The following is a 17,471-nucleotide window of genomic DNA, read 5'->3' as shown; positions in this document are numbered from 1 at the left end:
GCACGATAGCATGAGGATGTCGCTTTTAAGTCTCAGCGCATGGAATTCTCGTTCAAGAGTTAGATCTTTTTAACATCGTATGAAAGCAACTTTGCGTCACTCCTAGGGATGGCGTGCTTAATGTCTTTGATGCGAATTAAAATGGCCTCCTCTCCACTCCATAAAATCCATGGGTGGTCCAGTGCACAGAGCTTTGGTTTTTCGTTCAGTATCTTTAAAGACGGCTCGTCTTTGAAAAATATACAGAGGTCACCGCTGATCAGTAGTTGGTTGGCCCTGAAACTACCAAGGCCAAGCTGGTGCATGACGCCTTTTGGAATCATCGCCCAGCTTTGGGTGCCGCCAAATATAACGCACATCAGTACCAGTCCGAGGACTAATGTTTCTTGTATGTTGAGTGTGCCTATTGAAGACGAAAATGTGTTGAAAAGCAGGATTGCCAGCACGCCTCCAAAAAGATAGATCGTAGCGAGAGAATTTTTGTTTTCTGGGTCTTTTATATCTTCTACACCATGTTTGGCGATATAGATGAGTATGGCGAAGCAAACGAGCATGACAATAGTATTGATTGCCGCTGCTTGCAGGTTTTTCCACAGGGCATCAACATTCACAGCCAGCCAGGTCACCCAGATCAGGATCAAGGAAATTAACCCTATGACCAGGTATTGGTGCAGATCTGTATCGAGTAGCAGGCATGGGCCCAGGGTAATCAAGCCTGACAATGGGATGGTCTGACGGCTGAGCAGATAGCAGAAGGCTTTCTTTTTTTCGATCAGGATTCCTTGGAGGAACTCTTTCCATATCAAGGTTGGAAGGATGAATAATCCTAATAAGCAAAGTGTGAAACCAAGTCCAATGAAAATTGCAGAAAACACCAATATTGTGGAGTCTGTTATAGAAAGCTTTGGTGTGTAGTTGATGTGAGTGAAGTAAAGAAAGAAGAGCATGACGGCCATGGTCGTGGCGATTGCATAGTAGGTTTTTCGTTTTTCTTCGGAAAATATCGTCTTGAAGTGCTCTTCAAAACTTTTAGGGTTATTTGGCTTTACGGGACACAGCATTGCAAGACTCCAATTCGCAGGTTTGACCCCAGAATTTTAATTGGCTCAAGCGATGTGCCTGGTGCAGAGCAATAACTACTTGCTATCTCTCTGAACGTTCATCCTTGAACGAGCAAGCCCGACTGAAGTCGGGCTTGGTATTAACGCTGACGGGGCTTACTGCACTTCTACCGCCAGGCTTTCACTGATCTTCTTCTGCCAGATGGCTGGACCGGTGATGTGCACCGACTCGCCTTTGCTGTCGACCGCGACAGTGACCGGCATGTCTTTGACTTCGAACTCGTAGATCGCTTCCATGCCCAGTTCGGCGAAGGCCAGGACCTTGGACTTCTTGATCGCCTGGGCCACCAGGTAGGCGGCGCCGCCGACGGCCATCAGGTACACGGCCTTGCTGTCCTTGATCGCCTCGATCGCGGTCGGGCCGCGCTCGGACTTGCCGATCATGCCCAAGAGGCCGGTCTGCTCGAGGATCTGCCGGGTGAACTTGTCCATGCGCGTAGCGGTGGTCGGGCCGGCCGGGCCTACCACTTCGTCACCGACCGGATCGACCGGGCCGACGTAGTAGATGAAGCGACCCTTGAGGTCCACCGGCAGGGTTTCGCCCTTGTTCAGCATCTCGACCATGCGCTTGTGCGCGGCATCGCGGCCGGTGAGCATCTTGCCGTTGAGCAGGACGGTTTCGCCCGGCTTCCAGCTCTGCACTTCTTCCGGGGTCAGGGTGTCGAGGTTGACGCGACGGGCCGACGGGCCGGCTTCCCAGACGATTTCCGGGTAGGCGTCCAGCGGCGGCGCTTCCAGGGCGGCAGGGCCCGAGCCGTCGAGCACGAAGTGCGCGTGGCGGGTGGCGGCGCAGTTCGGGATCATGCACACCGGCAGGGAGGCGGCGTGGGTCGGGTAGTCCATGATCTTCACGTCGAGCACGGTGGTCAGGCCGCCCAGGCCCTGGGCGCCGATGCCCAGCTGGTTGACCTTGTCGAACAGCTCCAGGCGCATTTCTTCGATGCGGTTCTGTGGGCCGCGGGCCTTCAGCTCGTGAATGTCGATGGACTCCATCAACACTTCCTTGGCCATCACCGCGGCCTTCTCGGCGGTACCGCCGATGCCGATGCCGAGCATGCCCGGCGGGCACCAGCCGGCGCCCATGGTCGGAACGGTCTTGAGCACCCAGTCGACGATCGAGTCGGACGGGTTGAGCATGGCCATCTTCGACTTGTTCTCGGAGCCGCCGCCCTTGGCCGCCACGTCCACTTCCACGGTGTTGCCCGGGACGATGGAGTAGTGGATGACCGCCGGGGTGTTGTCCTTGGTGTTCTTGCGCGCACCCGCCGGGTCGGCGAGGATCGAGGCCCGCAGGACGTTTTCCGGCAGGTTGTAAGCGCGACGCACGCCTTCGTTGATCATGTCGTCCAGGCCCATGGTCGCGCCGTCCCAGCGCACGTCCATGCCCACGCGTACGAATACGGTGACGATACCGGTGTCCTGGCAGATCGGGCGGTGGCCGGTGGCGCACATGCGCGAGTTGATCAGGATCTGCGCCATGGAGTCACGGGCCGCTGGCGATTCTTCGCGCAGGTAGGCTTCGTGCATCGCCTGGATGAAGTCCACGGGGTGGTAATAGGAAATGAATTGCAGGGCGTCGGCAACGCTCTGAATCAGGTCGTCTTGCTTGATCACGGTCATGAGTCGCGCTCCTCTAAAAGACGGGAACATTTAATAAGGTGCTTGCAGCTTGGGTGCATCGGTCGGTTGCAAGCACCTTCAAGGCACGCCGGACACACTGGCGCGACGCTAAAAAGGCGCGGCAGTATACCGCGCCTTGCCGCAGGGCACACGCGCCGGCAGTCAAACCAAAGTCGCATGCCCGAAACGCCAGGCGGGCGATGCCTGGGGTCGGGCGGGCGCAAAATGGGATAGTTATTTTTTGGCGACACCACTAAAGTGGCAAGTGGCCTGTAGGGTAGGAAACTCTTTAAAGCCCCCTTTCGCATGGTGAGTCAACGATTGACCCATAACGCTATCCAGAGTCTTTTACTCAAGCGCTTCGTCCTTGCGGCAGGTACCTATGGACTGGCGTTGCTGCTGCTCTGGCTGACCCTTTTGTGCGGCTACTATTCGGCCTCGGTGCGTTCGGCGCTGATCGATACCGGCTTGGTGGCACTCAGCCAGGCGGTGTTGCTCTGGCTGTTCCTGTCCGGGCGCAACCTGCGCTTTCGCGATCCGAGCCTGACCGAGATCCAGATCCTGCTGGGCATCGGTTGGCAGACCTGGCTGCTGGCCCATCTCGATGCGGCGCGTGGCACCTTTCTGGTGTTTTACCTGCTGACGCTGCTGTTCGGCCTGTTCCATCTTTCGCGCAGGGCCTTCGTGCGCTGCGCGTTATGCGTCTTCGTCGGCTTTGCCGGGCTCACCCTGTGGGACGGCTACCACTTCCAGCTGGCCGACCCGAAGCTTGCGGCCTTGCAGGTGGGCGTGCTGTTCGTGGTGCTGGCCTGGCTGTGCCTGTATGCCAGCTACGTGCAGGCTTCCCGGCAGCGCATGCGGCAACGGCGCTTTGCCTTGCAGGCGCATCAGGACACTTTGCGCGGGATGATGCGGCAGCTGGAAGACCTGGTCGCCACCGACGAGCTGACCGGCCTGTACAATCGACGGCACTTCCTGCGCCTGGCGTCGCGCGAGTTGCATGCGATGAATCTCGAGCAGATGCATGGCCTGGCGCTGATCGATCTCGACCACTTCAAGCGGATCAACGACGTGCACGGCCATGCGGCGGGCGACCAGGTGCTGCAGGCCTTCGCCGCGGTGGCCAGCGCCTGTTTGCGCGATGGCGACGTATTGGCCCGCTACGGCGGCGAGGAGTTTGTCATGTTGTTGCCCGACTGCGATCCCGAGCGCCTGACCTCCTGTTGCGAGCGTTTGCGCATGGCGTTCATGGACGCCCAACTGATCGGGATCGAGGTGCCGGGCCTGAGCCTTTCCGTCGGCATGACCCTGGTGGAGTTGGGCGACGACCTGGACGCCGCCTTGCAGCGCGCCGACCAGGCGCTGTACCGGGCCAAGCGCGACGGGCGTAACCGCTGCGCCGCGGCTTGGGAAAACATCGATGCCTGAGCTGCGTGTCGGTGAGCGGCAGTGGTCGGTGGCCGCTGGCAGCAACCTGCTCGATGCCTTGAATCAGGCCGGTGTCTCGGTGCCTTACAGCTGCCGTGCCGGGAGCTGCCACGCCTGCCTGGTGCACTGCATCGAAGGGCTGCCCAGCGACAACCGCCCCGATGCCCTGAGCGACGAACAACGCCAGCGCGGTTGGCGGCTGGCTTGCCAGTGCCAGGTGGTGGAAGACCTGCGGGTACAAACGTATGACCCGCTGCGCGACGGCATGCCGGCCGAAGTGGTCGGCGCGGACTGGTTGTCGGCGACGGTGCTGCGCCTGCGTTTGCGGCCGGAGCGCAACCTGCGTTATCAGGCCGGCCAGCATCTGGTGCTGTGGACAGCCTCTGGCGTAGCGCGTCCGTACTCCCTGGCAAGCCTGCCCGGCGAGGACCGCTTTCTCGAATTCCACCTCGATTGCCGCCGGCCGGGGGCGTTCTGCGACGTGGCGCGCCAGCTCAAGCCCGGCGATTCGGTGCGCCTGGGTGAGCTGCGCGGCGGGGCGTTGCATTACGACCCGGACTGGCAAACCCGACCGCTCTGGCTGCTGGCGGCGGGCACCGGATTGGCGCCATTGTTCGGGATCTTGCGCGAGGCCTTGCGCCAGGATCATCAGGGTGCCATCCGCGTCATTCACCTGGCCCATGACACCAGCGAGCATTATCTGGCCAAGCCCTTGGCGGCGCTGGCGGCGAGCCGCGCCAACCTTGAGGTCGAGCTGCTGACCGCGACCGAGCTGCCAGCGGCTTTGGCGCAACTGCGGCTTGTTTCGCGGCAAACCCAGGCTTTACTCTGCGGGCACCCCGACAGCGTCGATGCGTTCGCCAGGCGTCTGTATTTGGCGGGGCTGCCGCGCAATCAACTGCTGGCCGACGTATTCCTGCCCCGTGGTTGAGCGCTGATCCGTCCTGAGCGAGACCTCCCATGACCGATACCATCCTGTTTGAACGCGAAGGCGGCTTGCTGAGCCTGCGCCTGAACCGCCCGGACAAGAAGAATGCCCTGACCCGCGCCATGTACGGCCAGTTGGCCGAAGGCCTGCGCCAGGCCGACAGCGATCCGCAGATCCGCGCGGTACTGATCAGCGGCAGCAGCGACTGCTTCACTGCTGGCAACGATATCTCCGACTTCCTCCAGCAGCCGCCCACCGGGCTCGACAGCCCCCCCTTCCAGTTCATGCTCAGCCTGCTGGAGTGCCGCAAGCCGGTGGTTGCCGCGGTGGCCGGCCCGGCGGTGGGGATCGGCACCACCCTGTTGCTGCATTGCGACCTGGTGTATGTCAGCCGCGATGCTCGTTTGCGCATGCCGTTCGTCAATCTGGGGCTATGCCCCGAGTTCGGTTCCAGCCTGATCCTGCCGCGCTTGCTCGGGCCGGCCCGGGCTGCCGAACTGTTGCTGCTGGGCGAAGGTTTCAGTGGTGAGCAGGCGGCGCAATGGGGCATTGCCAATATGGCCTTGGACGATGGTGTGGCGACCCTGGCCAAGGCCCGGGAGATGGCGCTGCGTTTCGAGAAGCTGGCGCCGCAGGCGGTGCAGAGCAGTAAACAGCTGATGCGCGCACCGGATCGCGAGCAATTGCTCAAGGTGATCGCGGAGGAGGGCGCGCTGTTCACCCAGCGCCTGCATTCGCCGGAAGCGTTGGCTGCCTTGTCGGGGTTCCTGGCCAAAGGCTGAACGCGATCCTGTAGCAGCGAAGCTTGCTCGCGATTGCGTCCATTCGGGCATCGCGATGGCTGGCCGCTGCGTGGATCGCGGGCACGACGGATCGCCGCCCGCTCGCTGCTGCAGGGGCAATAAAAAAGCCCCGCCGTTTGCACGGCGGGGCTTTTATTGCAGCGTCAGGCGAATCAGACCATCGGGTCGCCAACGTGCAGGATCTTCATGCCGTTGGTGCCGCCGGTGGTGTGGTAGCTGTCGCCCTTGGTCAGGATCACCCAGTCGCCTTTCACCACGACACCGCGCTTGACCAGCTCGTCGATCGCCCTCTGGCTGACTTCGTTCGGCGCCAGCGAAGCCGGGTCGAACGGGATGGTGTACACGCCGCGGAACATGGCCGCGCGGGCCTGGGCTTCGCGGTGCGGGGTGAACGCGTAGATCGGCACCGAGGAACGGATGCGCGACATGATCAGCGGGGTGTAGCCGCTTTCGGTCAAGGCGATGATCGCTTTCACGCCCGGGAAGTGGTTGGCGGTGTACATGGTCGCCAGCGCAATGCTCTCGTCGCAGCGCTCGAACTCTTTGCCGATACGGTGGCTGGAGGTCTTGCTGGTCGGGTGCTTTTCGGCGCCGACGCAGATCCGCGCCATGGCCTGGACCGCTTCCAGCGGATATTGGCCGGCAGCACTTTCGGCCGAGAGCATCACGGCGTCGGTGTAGTCGAGCACGGCGTTGGCCACGTCGGACACTTCGGCTCGGGTCGGCATCGGGTTCTGGATCATCGACTCCATCATCTGGGTCGCCACGATCACCGCCTTGTTGTGGCGGCGTGCGTGCAGAATGATTTTCTTCTGGATGCCCACCAGTTCAGCGTCGCCGATTTCCACGCCCAGGTCGCCACGGGCCACCATCACGGCGTCGGAGGCCTTGATCAGGCCGTCGAGGGTTTCGTCGTCGGCCACGGCTTCGGCGCGTTCGATCTTCGCCACCAGCCAGGCGGTGCCGCCGGCTTCGTCGCGCAGTTGGCGGGCGTATTCCATGTCGGCGGCGTCGCGCGGGAAGGACACGGCGAGGTAGTCGACTTCCATTTCGGCGGCGAGCTTGATGTCGGCCTTGTCTTTTTCGGTCAGGGCGGGGGCGGTCAGGCCGCCGCCGCGACGGTTGATGCCTTTGTGGTCCGACAGCGGGCCGCCGATGGTCACCACGCAATGCAGCTCGGTGGCGGTCGCGGTTTCAACGCGCATCACCACACGGCCGTCGTCGAGCAGCAGTTCGTCACCCACGCCGCAGTCCTTGACTAGGTCCGGGTAGTCGATGCCCACGACTTGCTGGTTGCCTTCGGTCAGCGGGTGGCTGGTGGAGAAGGTGAACGCGTCACCGATCTTCAGCTCAATGCGCTTGTTGGCGAATTTGGCGATACGGATTTTCGGGCCTTGCAGGTCGCCCAGCAGCGCGACGAAGCGCCCGTGCTTGGCAGCCAGGTCACGTACCAGCTTGGCGCGAGCCTTGTGCTCGTCCGGGGTGCCGTGGGAGAAGTTCAGGCGGGCGACGTCCAGGCCAGCCAGAATCAGCTGTTCGAGAACTTCCGGCGAGTTACTGGCCGGGCCAAGGGTAGCGACGATTTTGGTACGACGGACGGACATGCAAAGACTCCTGAGTTCAAGCGCAACGAGAGGCTACTATGCTCCGTTGCTGTAGTCATTGTTCGTTTGCACTACTTATTCGTTTGTTTCTTTAAACGAACATTCCTGAAGATTTTCCAACGCGGGTCGATAACCTGCGCAAGACAGGAGAACCCCCATGCGATTCGTGCTCATTGCTGCCCTGGCCGTCAGTGTTGTCGGCTGTACCCGCTGGTCGATGGACCATCATCTGAACACGGCCTACCGTGCCTATGACGCCGGCAACTGCGAACGGGTGATGCTCGAACTGAGCCAGGTCGACCGCACGAGCCGCTCGCGCCGTTACATCCAGCCCGAGGTATCGATGCTGCGCGGGCAGTGCCTGGAACGGCAGAAACTCTTCCTCGATGCCGCGCAGACCTACCAGTTCATCATTACCGAGCACCCGAACAGCGAATATGCCTACCGCGCCCGCGCCCGCCTGGAAACCCTCCAGCAACTGGGGCACTACCCTTCGCGCAGCACTGCCCAGGCGCGTCCGACCGCGTTGTAATGACATTCGTCATCCAATAGGCAGGCATTGAGCGAAATTTGGCTGGTCAGTTTTAGAGCTTTGTTTCTAAAATGGCCGGGTCGGGGTCGAAACCCTTCGGGGGACCCTGTTCCGGCAGCCTTTGCAAAGCCCTAGTGCGGCCATGCTGAATGGTCATTTCATAGCGATGCACGACATGTTCACCGAGCGGCGGATCGAGCGGCACCAGTTGCCGTGTTTTCTGAAAGTTTCCAATCGCCTGACCGATCGCCCGATCGGTTACCTGGGCAATGTCTCCGAAGACGGGCTGATGCTCATCAGCCAGTTACCGATGCTGGTCGGCGCCGATTTCGAGCTGCGCCTGACGGCTCCGGGAGTCGACGGTCGTGCGCAGACGATCGATATCATCGCCGCCTGCCGCTGGTGCCATGAAGACGTCACGCCCCATCATTACGACGCCGGTTTCGTCCTGCTCAGCGCGCCTCCCGAGTACCGCGAGCTGGTGGCGGCCCTGCGCAACTATTTCAGTTTTTATCCGCTGCAGACCTCTGCCTGAAACCTACAGCGCTCCGGCCTTTTTCCAGCCCAGGTAGCGGGTCACCAGCTCCGCCCCCAGTTCGCCCGGCCGTACATCGAGCAGGGCGACGCCCTGGGCGCTCAGGCGTTCATGCAGGTCGGCCCGGGCATTCAGGTAGTTGATCGTGCCGCAGTAGGCCAGGGCCTCGGTCAAGTCGCCCACCGGCGCGTGGCGCAACTCGTCGAGTACTTCCTCGCGCAGGCTGGCCACCAGCACTCGATGCTGGCGCCCGAGGCGCTTGAGGGCGGTCAGCAGTTCTTCGTCGTCTTCGTCCCGCAGGTTGGTGACCAGCACCACCAGGGCGCGGCGTTTCTGCCGGGCCAAGAGTTCGCTGGCGGCGGCCTGGAAGTCGGCGCTGCGTTGGCTGCTGTCCAGGTCGTAGACGCTGTTGAGCAAGGCACTCAACTGGCCCGCGCCCTTGACCGGCGCCAGGTAGCGTTGGCGTTCGCCGGCAAAGGTGCACAGACCGACCGCGTCGCCCTGGCGCAAGGCCACATAACTGAGCAGCAGGCAGGCATTGAGCGCATGGTCGAAGTGTGCAAGCTCGCCGTCGTGGCTGCGCATGCGGCGGCCGCAGTCGAGCAGGAAGACAATCTGCTGGTCGCGTTCGTCCTGGTATTCGCGGGCGATCGGCGTGCGTTGCCGGGCGGTGGCTTTCCAGTCGATCTGCCGCAGGCTGTCGCCCTCGCGAAACTCGCGCAGCTGATTGAACTCCAGGCCCAGGCCGCGCCGTGGCTGCTGGCGTACGCCGATACCGTTGAGCCAGTTGTCGACGGCCAGCAGCCGGGCGCCATAGAGGCGGGCGAAGTCCGGGTAGACCCGGGTACTGTCGTTGAGCTTCAGCAATCGGCGCGCAGACCACAGGCCCAGCGGGCTGGGCAGGCCGACCTCGCAGCATTCGAAGTTGAAATGGCCGCGCTTGAGCGGACGCAGCCGATAGCCGAGCTGTTGGCACTGGCCGGGTTCCAGCAGCAGCGACTGCGGCAGGTGTTCGACCTCCAGGCCGTCGGGCACGTGATCGAACAGGGTCAGCGTCAGCGCTTGGCTGAGGTCGTGAGCAACCTCGAGGCGCACGTCGCTCCAGCGGCCCAGCGGCAGGCTGCCGGGCAGTTGGCGCTGCAACTGGGGCGACGGCAGGCGCCTGAGCCTGACAGCATCGAGCACCGCCAGCAGCGCCAGGGCCAGGAGCAGGCCCCAGGCGATCGCCTGCAGGCTTGCCGGGACGGCCACGCCCAGGGCGCGCACGGCGCCGAGCAGCAGGTCCAGCGCCAGCAATACGCCGAGCCAGGTCAGAAACAGGCGTGAGGGTTTCATCGGTTCGCCGGGCTCACAATCGCGGTGCTGGCACTTGGTCGAGCAGTTGCTTGAGCACGTGCTCCACCGACAGGCCTTCGATATCCAGCTCCGGGGCGATCCGCACGCGATGGCGCAGCACGGCCAGGGCGCAGCCCTTGATGTCGTCCGGAATGACGAACTCGCCGCCGCGCAGCAAGGCCCTGGACCGTGCGCCGCGCACCAGGGCGATGGAGGCGCGCGGCCCGGCGCCGAGGGTCAGCCCCGGCCAGCTGCGGGTGGCCCGGGCCAGCCGTACGGCGTAGTCGAGTACCTGTTCGTCCAGCGGCAGGTCGCTGGCGATCCGTTGCAGGGCCAGCACGTCCTTGGCTTGCAGCAGGGTGCGCAACGGTTGCACGTCGAGCATGTCGGCGCGGGGCGAACGGGTGACCTGACGGACCATGTCCAGCTCCTGGTCGCTGTCCGGGTAATCCATGCGCAGCTTGAGCATGAAGCGGTCGAGTTCGGCTTCTGGCAGCGGGTAGGTGCCTTCCTGTTCGATCGGGTTCTGCGTGGCCAGCACCATGAAAGGCTGGGGAATGGGCAGGGCCCGGCCTTCGAGGGTGACCTGGCGTTCCTGCATGGCTTCGAGCAGCGCGGCCTGGGTCTTGGCCGGCGCGCGGTTGATCTCGTCGGCCAGCAGCAGATGGGTGAACAGTGGGCCCTTGCGCAGCTTGAATTGCTCGCTCTGCAGGTCGTAGACCGCGTGGCCGGTGACGTCGCTGGGCATCAGGTCAGGGGTGAACTGGATGCGCGCGAATTCGCCGCCAAAGCAGCGGGCCAGGGCGCGCACCAGCAACGTCTTGCCCAGCCCGGGCACGCCTTCGAGCAGCACGTGGCCGCCGGCGATCAGCGCGGTAAGCACGTCGTCGATCACGGCTTCCTGGCCGATCACCGCCTTTTGCAGTTCGTGGCGCAGGGCCTGGGCCAGTTGAATGGCGCGCTGGCGTTGCAGGGCGGCATGCGCTTGCGCTTGGCCGTGACTGGGCTCTGCAGCGGGAAGCGGTTCGGCGGGAAGGTCGCTCATAGGGCATTCCTGAGAGTTTGCAGGTGGGTGACGAGGCGGCTGAAGTCGGCGTTGGAAAGACGTTGTTCCGACGGTGCAGCCAGGGCCTGGCTGATGGTGCTGTCCGGTTGCCGGGTGAGGTGGGCGAGGACTTGCGATTGTTCGGCGCTCGAGAGTTGTTCGAAGCCGGGGTGGCGGTGTTGGGCGCGGCGCAGGATGTCCTGGCGCAGGGCGTGCAGCAGCCCCTGTTGGCCGGTGTGGCGCAACAGGAAGCGGGCGCTGGCTTGCAGGTGTTCGCGCAGCTGGCGGCGGGCCTTGGGGCTGGGCGCCTGCATCGGCCCCTGGCGGACGCCGACATGCCAGAGCCACAGGCCGAGCAACGCCGCCAGGGCGACCAGCGCCTGGGGGAAATACTCCAGCAGCAGGCTCCAGAGGCTGTCGTGATCGGTGTCGAACAGCAGGGTGACGTCGCTGTCGGCACTCAGGTACCAGAGCAGCCAGGCGTTGTCGTATTTGGCGATGAGCGGGGTTTTCCAGATCTCGGCATCGGTGAGCACGGTGATCGAGCCCTGGCCGTAGCTCAGTTGCATCATGTGGGTGGCCTGGGCGCTGTTGGCCCAGGACTGGGCGAGGTTATCCGGGTCTTCCAGGTGAAAGGCGGTGTCGAAGCCGACGTAGGCCGGTGCGTCTTCGTCTTCCAGATAGAGCTTGGTCAGTGTCGGATAGGGCTCCTGGCCGGCGTCGGGCGCGGGAGCCTTCAGGTCCTTGCTGAGGAACTGGCGCAGGTGCAGGCGATCGAGCAGCAGGTCGCCGCTGCGCCCGGCCTCCTTGTTCCACAGCGCTTCGGCGACGAACAGCAGGCGTCCGCCGGCCCTGGCCCAGTCCAGCAGCCGCTCGACTTGCGGCGGCGTCATGTTCGAGCGCTCGCCCAGCAGCAACAGGCTGTGGTGTTCGGACTTGAGGTTCGGCAACACCTCCAGGCCATTGGCGTGGTGGACCTTTAGGCCGCGCTGGCGCAGGAACATTTCCGCCGCCAGGTAAGGATTGGCGCGGGCCTGCGGCGAGGGGCCGTGATCGACGGTTTCCTGGTAGGGGCTGGCGTTGAGGTAGAGGTACAGCAACAAGCCGGCGAGCAGGCCGGCGGCCAGCAGGGCGAGCAGCGGCAATAGGCGCCGGTTCATCGTGGCGCTCCGGGGCCGAACAGCGCCCGCCAGCCTTCGCACAGCTCCTGCTTCGATTGCGCCGGGGGCAGGCGATGACCGTAGGCCAGGTTCTGCCAGTGTCGGGTCAGGCTGCTGCTGAACGCTTGCAACTGCGGTTGTTGCAGAGCCTCGATCTGTTCGAGGACCTGGCCCTCGGTGTCCGCCGGTTTCAGCGGCAGGCGGAAATCGTGCAAGAGCCGGCTCAGCAGGGCGCGGTACAACAGCCCGAGGGCTTCGCGCGGTTGCTGCGGCCAGAGCGCCTCGGCAGCGGCGGCCACATCCTCGGGCAAGGCTTCGGGGCTGAGGTCGAGGCCAAACAGCTGTGGCGGCGCGGCGCGCGGCGTTGACTTGCCCGGCTGCGGGCGGCGTCCGGCAAAGGCCCGCAACCACTCCCGATGACGCCACGCCAGCAAGGCCAGCGCCCCCAGCAACAGCGCCCAGAGCAAAACTTCCAGGACCCTGGCCGCGGCGCCGAAGGCACTGCGGTCGAGCAGGTCGGTCAGGGCCTTGAGCCAGCCCGGCAGCTCGGATGCTTCTTCGCTCTTGCTGCTGTCCTCGTCGAACCGGTAGCGGGTCACGGTCTGCGGGTTCTTGAACGGCGGTTGTTCGAGCAGTTGCTGGATGCTGTCTTTCGCCGCCTGGCTGGTCAGCGGCTGCTCCAGCAGGCGTGGGCTATCGGGGGCGGAGGCGGGCTCGTCGGCCCAGGCTTCGGGCGCCAGCGGTAACAGGCTCAGGCTGCCCAGGACCAGCAGCAGGGCCACCGTGCTCAAGCGTTGGCGCAGGCGGCGCAGCACCAGTTCGATATCCCAGGCCTCCAGAAGCGTGCGGCGATTGAGGTAGAGGCTGAAGCCGCAAGCGACGTACACCGGCTCCCAGACAATCAGGACCAGGGCGTAAAAGGCGTTGGTCAGGTGTTCGAGCCAGAGCCAGTCCTGCTCGGCGGCGGCGATCAGGGTCTGCCAGTCCCAGTCCAGCTCGATCTGCTGGGGCAGCAATAGATAGAACAGCACCAGCAGGCCGATCCACAGGATCCCTTCCAGATGCACGCCGATCAGGGTCAGCCACTGCGCGGCCCCGGCATTGCGTTGTTGCAAGACTCGCAGGCGCTGCTGGCGCGCTTCGCCGCTCAGGCCTTCGAGCTGGGTCACCGGCATGATGAAGCTGCGGCTCAGGCTCAGGCGTCGCCAGGTCAGGCTGGCCAGCAACTGCGGCTTGAGCAGGCGCGGCCATTGGCGCAGGGCCTGGCGCAAGGTTGGGGTTTCGCCGAACAGGGCCTTGGAAAGGATGTACAGCGGCAATCGCTCGAAGGCCGGCTTGAGCCACCAGAACAGCAGCAGGGCCAAGGTCGGCGAGTCCCACAGCAGCAGGCTGAGCAGGGCGAACACCGGCAGGGTGATCAGCGCCCAACTGCTCATCAGCAGGCGTCGATGGCGCTGGCTCAACAGCACGCCCAGGTCCATGGCTTCCCAGGTCGTGCGCGGGCGAATGACGACGCTGGCTTCACTCAGGCGCATGAGTACGTCCGGCGCAGGTCAGGTAGGCCAGGAGCAGCAGCCAGCAGATGCCGCCGACCAGGTATTTGATCCAGGCCGCGGGCCAGGTCAGGGAGGACCAATAGGCTTCGATAAAGGCGGCGATCAATAGCATCAGGACCACCCCGAAGATCAGTTGCACGCTGGTGCGCGCGGCCAGCAGCAAGGCTTCTGCGCGGGGCAGGCGGCCGGGAGCGATCAGCGCCCAGCCCAGTTTCAACCCCGCGGCGCCGGCCAGGGCGATAGCGCTGAGCTCGAAGGCGCTGTGGCCGACGACAAACGACCAGAAGGTCGCGCCGTAGCCGATCTGGGTTAGGTGGCCGGCCACCGCGCCGATGGTCAGGCCGTTGAAGAACAGGAAGAACAGGCTCCCCAGGCCAAACAGCAGGCCACTGGCGAAGGTCTGAAAGGCGATGCCGATGTTGTTCATGATGTAGTAGCCGAACATCATCCAGTCTTCCCCGGCGGCCCGGTCGGCGAGCCGGCCCAGGCGACTGGCGTGCGGATCGTAGAGGCCTTGCATCTCGGCCACCTGTTGCGGGCGGAGCACGCTGTAGATCAGTTCGGGAACCAGGTATACCAGCAAGCCGATGCCGAGCAGGCTGGCGAAGAACACCAGGCCGGCGGCCAACACGAAGCGCCATTGTTCGCGCACCAGCCGCGGGAACCCTGCCAGGACGAACCCCAAGACCCGGGCGCCCAGCGGGCTGCGTTGGCGATAGAGCTGCTGGTGGCCGCGCAGCGCCAGTTGCTGCAACGGATCGATCAGGAAACTGCTGTAGCCGCGCTCCCGGGCCAGGGCCAGATGCTGGCACAACCGGCGATAGTCTTCGGGAAAGCGGGCACAGCTGTCGGGCGTCGCCTGGCCGCGCTCCAGCCGGTCGAGCTGTTCGCGCAGGCGTTGCCACAAGGCTTGATGGCGGCTTTCGAACAGGCTCTGTTTCATGTCGGCCCCAGCAGCCCGCGGGCGATGCCGTTGAGTTCGGCGCGAGCTTGGGCAGGCGTGACATGCAGGGGCTCGGCGAGCAGGCCGGCGAGTTCTTCGGCGCGCTCTTTGGACAGTTGGTCCTGGCGTTCGGCGAAGCTCAAGACAGCGCGCTGCTCGGCAAGGCTCAGGGCGAAGGGGGCGGTTCTGGGAGCGGCGGCAGGCAAGGTCGGCCGCGCCATGGGGCGTTCGCGGTAGATCACCAGCGTGCCGGCGGCCAGGTCGCCAAGGCGCTTGAAGGTCGGGTGTTGCAGGCAACTGAGGGCGCCCAGGCAGTAACCGAACGGCAGCATGTCGACAAAACGCAGCAGGTTGCGGGTCAGCGACGGGCCCCAGCCGATCGGCGTACCGTCGTCCTGCACGACCCTGAGCCCCATCAGGTGCTTGCCCGGCGAGCAGCCCTGGTTCAGCACTTCGAAGAGCACCATGTACCACCAGCTGACCAGGAACAGCAGGATCGAGCCGAGCCCCATGCCGAGCTGACCGAGAAAACCCAAGGCAATAAACAGCACGCCAAGGATCAGGCCGCGAAACCCCAGGTCGATGGCGAAGGCCAGCGCACGCGGCATCAGCCCCGCCGGCCGCAGCGGCAGGTCGATGCCTTCGGGCGTTTCAACCTGATACCGGGTGTCCAGTGGCGGGGGCAACGCTTTCCCTGTCGGTGCTGTCGTCTCGAACATAGGCAACGTGATGGCTGGCCTGGTGGCGATGGATGACCCGCCTGATGCTAGCAGTGTCGGAGGGGCGAACGACATCATTAACTGTGCCGCGTGACGCGCGCGGTTACCCTTGATTCGCCGGAAGGCTGGCCGCGACCGCTGCCAAGCGCCTAGACTTTGCCGGTCTTTTGCTCAGGAACAGCCCGTGAACTCCATCTTCTGGTACGACTACGAAACCACCGGCATCAACCCGCGCTGCGACCGGCCGCTGCAGGTGGCAGGGATTCGCACCGACTTCGAGCTCAACGAGATCGGCGAGCCGGTCAACCTGTATTGCCAGCCCAACGACGACATCCTGCCTCATCCGGCCGCCTGCATGATCACCGGTATCACCCCGACGCAGCTGGCTGCCCAGGGGTTGAGCGAGGCCGATTTCATGACCCGGGTGCACACCCAGTTGGCGGCGCCGGGCACTTGTGGCGCCGGCTACAACACGCTGCGTTTCGACGACGAAATGACTCGCTACAGCCTGTACCGGAATTTCTTCGACCCCTACGCCCGTGAGTGGCAGGGCGGCAACAGCCGCTGGGACCTGATCGATGTGGTACGCACCGCCTACGCCTTGCGCCCGGAAGGAATTGTCTGGCCGCAGGATGAAGAGGGGCGAGTCACCCTGAAGCTGGAGCGCCTGACGGCGGCCAATGGCATCGACCACGGGCATGCCCACGAAGCGCTGTCCGATGTCCGCGCCACCATTGCCCTGGCCCGACTGATTCGCGACCGGCAGCCAAAGTTGTACGAATGGCTGTTCCAGTTGCGCAGCAAGCAGAAAGTCATGGACCAGGTCCGTTTGCTGCAGCCGCTGGTGCATATTTCCGGGCGCTTTTCCGCCGCGCGCAGTTATGTCGGCGTGGTCCTGCCGCTGGCCTGGCACCCGCGCAATCGCAACGCCCTGATTGTCTGCGACCTGCACCTGGACCCGCAGGGATTGCTGGAACTGGATGCCGAGACGCTGCGCCAGCGTTTGTACACCCGGCGCGAGGATCTGGCCGAAGGCGAGTTGCCGGTGCCCTTGAAACTCATCCATATCAACCGCTGTCCGGTCGTCGCACCGCTGAACGTGTTGCGCGGTGAAGACCAGCAACGCCTGCAACTGGACGTGGCGGAATATAAGGCCCGGGCGCTGCGGCTAAGTGACGCACAGGAAGTTTGGCGGGATAAACTTGCGGCTATTTATGCCAGCGAGGATTTTGCCCCCAGCCTCGATCCCGAGCAGCAGTTGTACGACGGTTTTATCGGCGATCGGGACCGGCGTTTATGTGAACAAGTCCGCAATGCCGAACCGAGCCAACTAGGGCAAGAGCAATGGCCGTTCGATGATGAGCGTTTGCCGGAATTGTTATTTCGTTATCGCGCCCGTAACTTCCCTGACACCTTGAATGGGCAAGAGCAAGAGCGCTGGAGAACATTCTGCCAGCAGCGCCTGAGCGACCCGCAGTGGGGGGCGCCCAATACCCTGGAAAGTTTCAATCGGGTGACTGCTGAACTAATGGCGACGGCTACATCGGTTCAGCGTCAGGTGCTGGATGAGTGGCGCGACTATAGCCGGTCGTTGGCGCTGCGCCTGGAGCTTGATTGTTCGGCTTAGAACATTTTGGGCAGTTGCCAGACATAAAAAAACGCCAGCAAGCTGGCGTTTTTTCATAAGGTCGCAAATCCCTCTGTGACAGGCGTATCGCTTAGCCCAGCAGGGTTGCCCAGCCTTCGACCACGTCGCCGCCCCACTTGGCTTTCCACTCTTTCAGGGTTTTGTGGTTGCCGCCCTTGGTTTCGATGACTTCGCCGTTGTGCGGGTTCTTGTATTGCTTGACCTTGCGCGCGCGCTTGGTGCCGGTAGTTTTGACGGCGGCACGTGGCGCTTTAACTTTCGAGTCCGGATCCAGCAGCGCGATGATGTCGCGCAGGGACTTGGAGTATTCACCCATCAGGGCGCGCAGTTTGCCTTCGAATTCCAGCTCGGCTTGCAGTTTGTCGTCTTGGGACAGGTTCTTCAAACGGGCCTGCAGCTCTTTGATAGCTTCTTCAGTGGCGCGGTATTCGTTGATCAGGGACATGGGGATTGCCTTATGTTGAGTGCTGAGTGGCAGGATTACAGTGGCGCAA

General features: G+C 63.5%; 16 protein-coding genes. 6 read left to right on the top strand and 10 right to left on the bottom strand.

The window, feature by feature from the left end; all coding sequences use genetic code 11:
* Nucleotides 1-59 precede the first annotated feature (59 nt).
* Both BTN82_RS22890 and BTN82_RS22885 read right to left on the bottom strand, forming a co-directional pair.
* On the bottom strand, nt 60-1,061 hold the full coding sequence (locus tag BTN82_RS22890) for a hypothetical protein (RefSeq protein ID WP_075121348.1): 1,002 nt from the start codon (nt 1,059-1,061) through the stop codon (nt 60-62).
* Between the two features lie 156 nt (nt 1,062-1,217).
* A complete protein-coding gene (locus BTN82_RS22885; protein WP_075121347.1) occupies nt 1,218-2,741 on the bottom strand; it encodes a fumarate hydratase in 1,524 nt (507 codons plus the stop codon).
* Nucleotides 2,742-3,062: 321 nt separating this feature from the next.
* On the opposite strand from BTN82_RS22885, the gene BTN82_RS22875 reads away from it, so the two are divergent.
* Genes BTN82_RS22875 through BTN82_RS22865 form a run of 3 tightly spaced genes read left to right on the top strand, consistent with a single transcriptional unit; the run spans nt 3,063 to nt 5,879 of the window.
* Nucleotides 3,063-4,169: a sensor domain-containing diguanylate cyclase gene (locus tag BTN82_RS22875; RefSeq protein WP_075121346.1), complete on the top strand. Its 1,107-nt coding sequence runs from the start codon at nt 3,063-3,065 to the stop codon at nt 4,167-4,169.
* Nucleotides 4,162-5,100: an iron-sulfur-binding ferredoxin reductase gene (locus BTN82_RS22870; RefSeq protein WP_075121345.1), complete on the top strand. Its 939-nt coding sequence runs from the start codon at nt 4,162-4,164 to the stop codon at nt 5,098-5,100. Before BTN82_RS22875 ends, BTN82_RS22870 begins: the two co-directional genes overlap by 8 nt.
* A gap of 29 nt (nt 5,101-5,129) precedes the next feature.
* Nucleotides 5,130-5,879: an enoyl-CoA hydratase-related protein gene (locus tag BTN82_RS22865; RefSeq protein ID WP_075121344.1), complete on the top strand. Its 750-nt coding sequence runs from the start codon at nt 5,130-5,132 to the stop codon at nt 5,877-5,879.
* Nucleotides 5,880-6,052: 173 nt separating this feature from the next.
* Here BTN82_RS22865 and pyk read toward each other — a convergent pair whose 3' ends face one another.
* Nucleotides 6,053-7,504 carry a pyruvate kinase gene (gene pyk / locus BTN82_RS22860; protein ID WP_075121343.1) on the bottom strand — a complete coding sequence of 484 codons (1,452 nt, stop codon included), beginning with the start codon at nt 7,502-7,504 and terminating at the stop codon, nt 6,053-6,055.
* 157 nt (nt 7,505-7,661) lie between these two features.
* Between pyk and BTN82_RS22855 the strand changes: the two genes are divergently transcribed.
* Together BTN82_RS22855 and BTN82_RS22850 are read left to right on the top strand one after the other, a co-directional pair.
* Nucleotides 7,662-8,036 (top strand): hypothetical protein, encoded by a 375-nt coding sequence (locus BTN82_RS22855; protein ID WP_075121342.1) that lies wholly within the window; start codon nt 7,662-7,664, stop codon nt 8,034-8,036.
* A 175-nt stretch (nt 8,037-8,211) separates the two neighbouring features.
* The gene (locus BTN82_RS22850) at nt 8,212-8,571 is read left to right on the top strand and encodes a PilZ domain-containing protein (RefSeq protein WP_075121387.1); all 360 of its coding nucleotides are present in this window, start codon (nt 8,212-8,214) and stop codon (nt 8,569-8,571) included.
* Nucleotides 8,572-8,574: 3 nt separating this feature from the next.
* On the opposite strand, the gene BTN82_RS22845 is transcribed toward BTN82_RS22850, so the two are convergent.
* The 6 genes from BTN82_RS22845 to BTN82_RS22820 are packed head-to-tail and all read right to left on the bottom strand — an operon-like array spanning nt 8,575 to nt 15,329.
* Nucleotides 8,575-9,906: a DUF58 domain-containing protein gene (locus BTN82_RS22845; protein ID WP_075121341.1), complete on the bottom strand. Its 1,332-nt coding sequence runs from the start codon at nt 9,904-9,906 to the stop codon at nt 8,575-8,577.
* A gap of 13 nt (nt 9,907-9,919) precedes the next feature.
* Nucleotides 9,920-10,951 carry an AAA family ATPase gene (locus tag BTN82_RS22840; protein ID WP_075121340.1) on the bottom strand — a complete coding sequence of 344 codons (1,032 nt, stop codon included), beginning with the start codon at nt 10,949-10,951 and terminating at the stop codon, nt 9,920-9,922.
* Complete coding sequence (locus BTN82_RS22835; RefSeq protein WP_075121339.1) at nt 10,948-12,111, bottom strand: DUF4350 domain-containing protein; 1,164 nt, start codon at nt 12,109-12,111, stop codon at nt 10,948-10,950. Before BTN82_RS22835 ends, BTN82_RS22840 begins: the two co-directional genes overlap by 4 nt.
* Nucleotides 12,108-13,646 (bottom strand): DUF4129 domain-containing protein, encoded by a 1,539-nt coding sequence (locus BTN82_RS22830; protein ID WP_075121338.1) that lies wholly within the window; start codon nt 13,644-13,646, stop codon nt 12,108-12,110. The genes BTN82_RS22835 and BTN82_RS22830 overlap by 4 nt, the downstream gene beginning before the upstream one ends.
* A complete protein-coding gene (locus tag BTN82_RS22825) occupies nt 13,633-14,610 on the bottom strand; it encodes a stage II sporulation protein M (RefSeq protein ID WP_075121386.1) in 978 nt (325 codons plus the stop codon). Before BTN82_RS22825 ends, BTN82_RS22830 begins: the two co-directional genes overlap by 14 nt.
* On the bottom strand, nt 14,607-15,329 hold the full coding sequence (locus tag BTN82_RS22820; protein WP_075121337.1) for an RDD family protein: 723 nt from the start codon (nt 15,327-15,329) through the stop codon (nt 14,607-14,609). Before BTN82_RS22820 ends, BTN82_RS22825 begins: the two co-directional genes overlap by 4 nt.
* A 184-nt stretch (nt 15,330-15,513) precedes the next feature.
* Between BTN82_RS22820 and sbcB the strand changes: the two genes are divergently transcribed.
* The gene (sbcB, locus tag BTN82_RS22815; RefSeq protein WP_075121336.1) at nt 15,514-16,956 is read left to right on the top strand and encodes an exodeoxyribonuclease I; all 1,443 of its coding nucleotides are present in this window, start codon (nt 15,514-15,516) and stop codon (nt 16,954-16,956) included.
* A 91-nt stretch (nt 16,957-17,047) separates the two neighbouring features.
* On the opposite strand, the gene mvaT is transcribed toward sbcB, so the two are convergent.
* Nucleotides 17,048-17,422 (bottom strand): histone-like nucleoid-structuring protein MvaT, encoded by a 375-nt coding sequence (mvaT, locus tag BTN82_RS22810; RefSeq protein WP_044464697.1) that lies wholly within the window; start codon nt 17,420-17,422, stop codon nt 17,048-17,050.
* Between the last annotated feature and the right edge of the window lie 49 nt (nt 17,423-17,471).

It is taken from the genome of Pseudomonas chlororaphis (assembly GCF_001921865.1).
Lineage (GTDB): Bacteria > Pseudomonadota > Gammaproteobacteria > Pseudomonadales > Pseudomonadaceae > Aquipseudomonas > Aquipseudomonas chlororaphis_D.
Note: the sequence above shows the minus strand (reverse complement) of the source record. Positions and strands in the feature narration are given on the sequence as shown.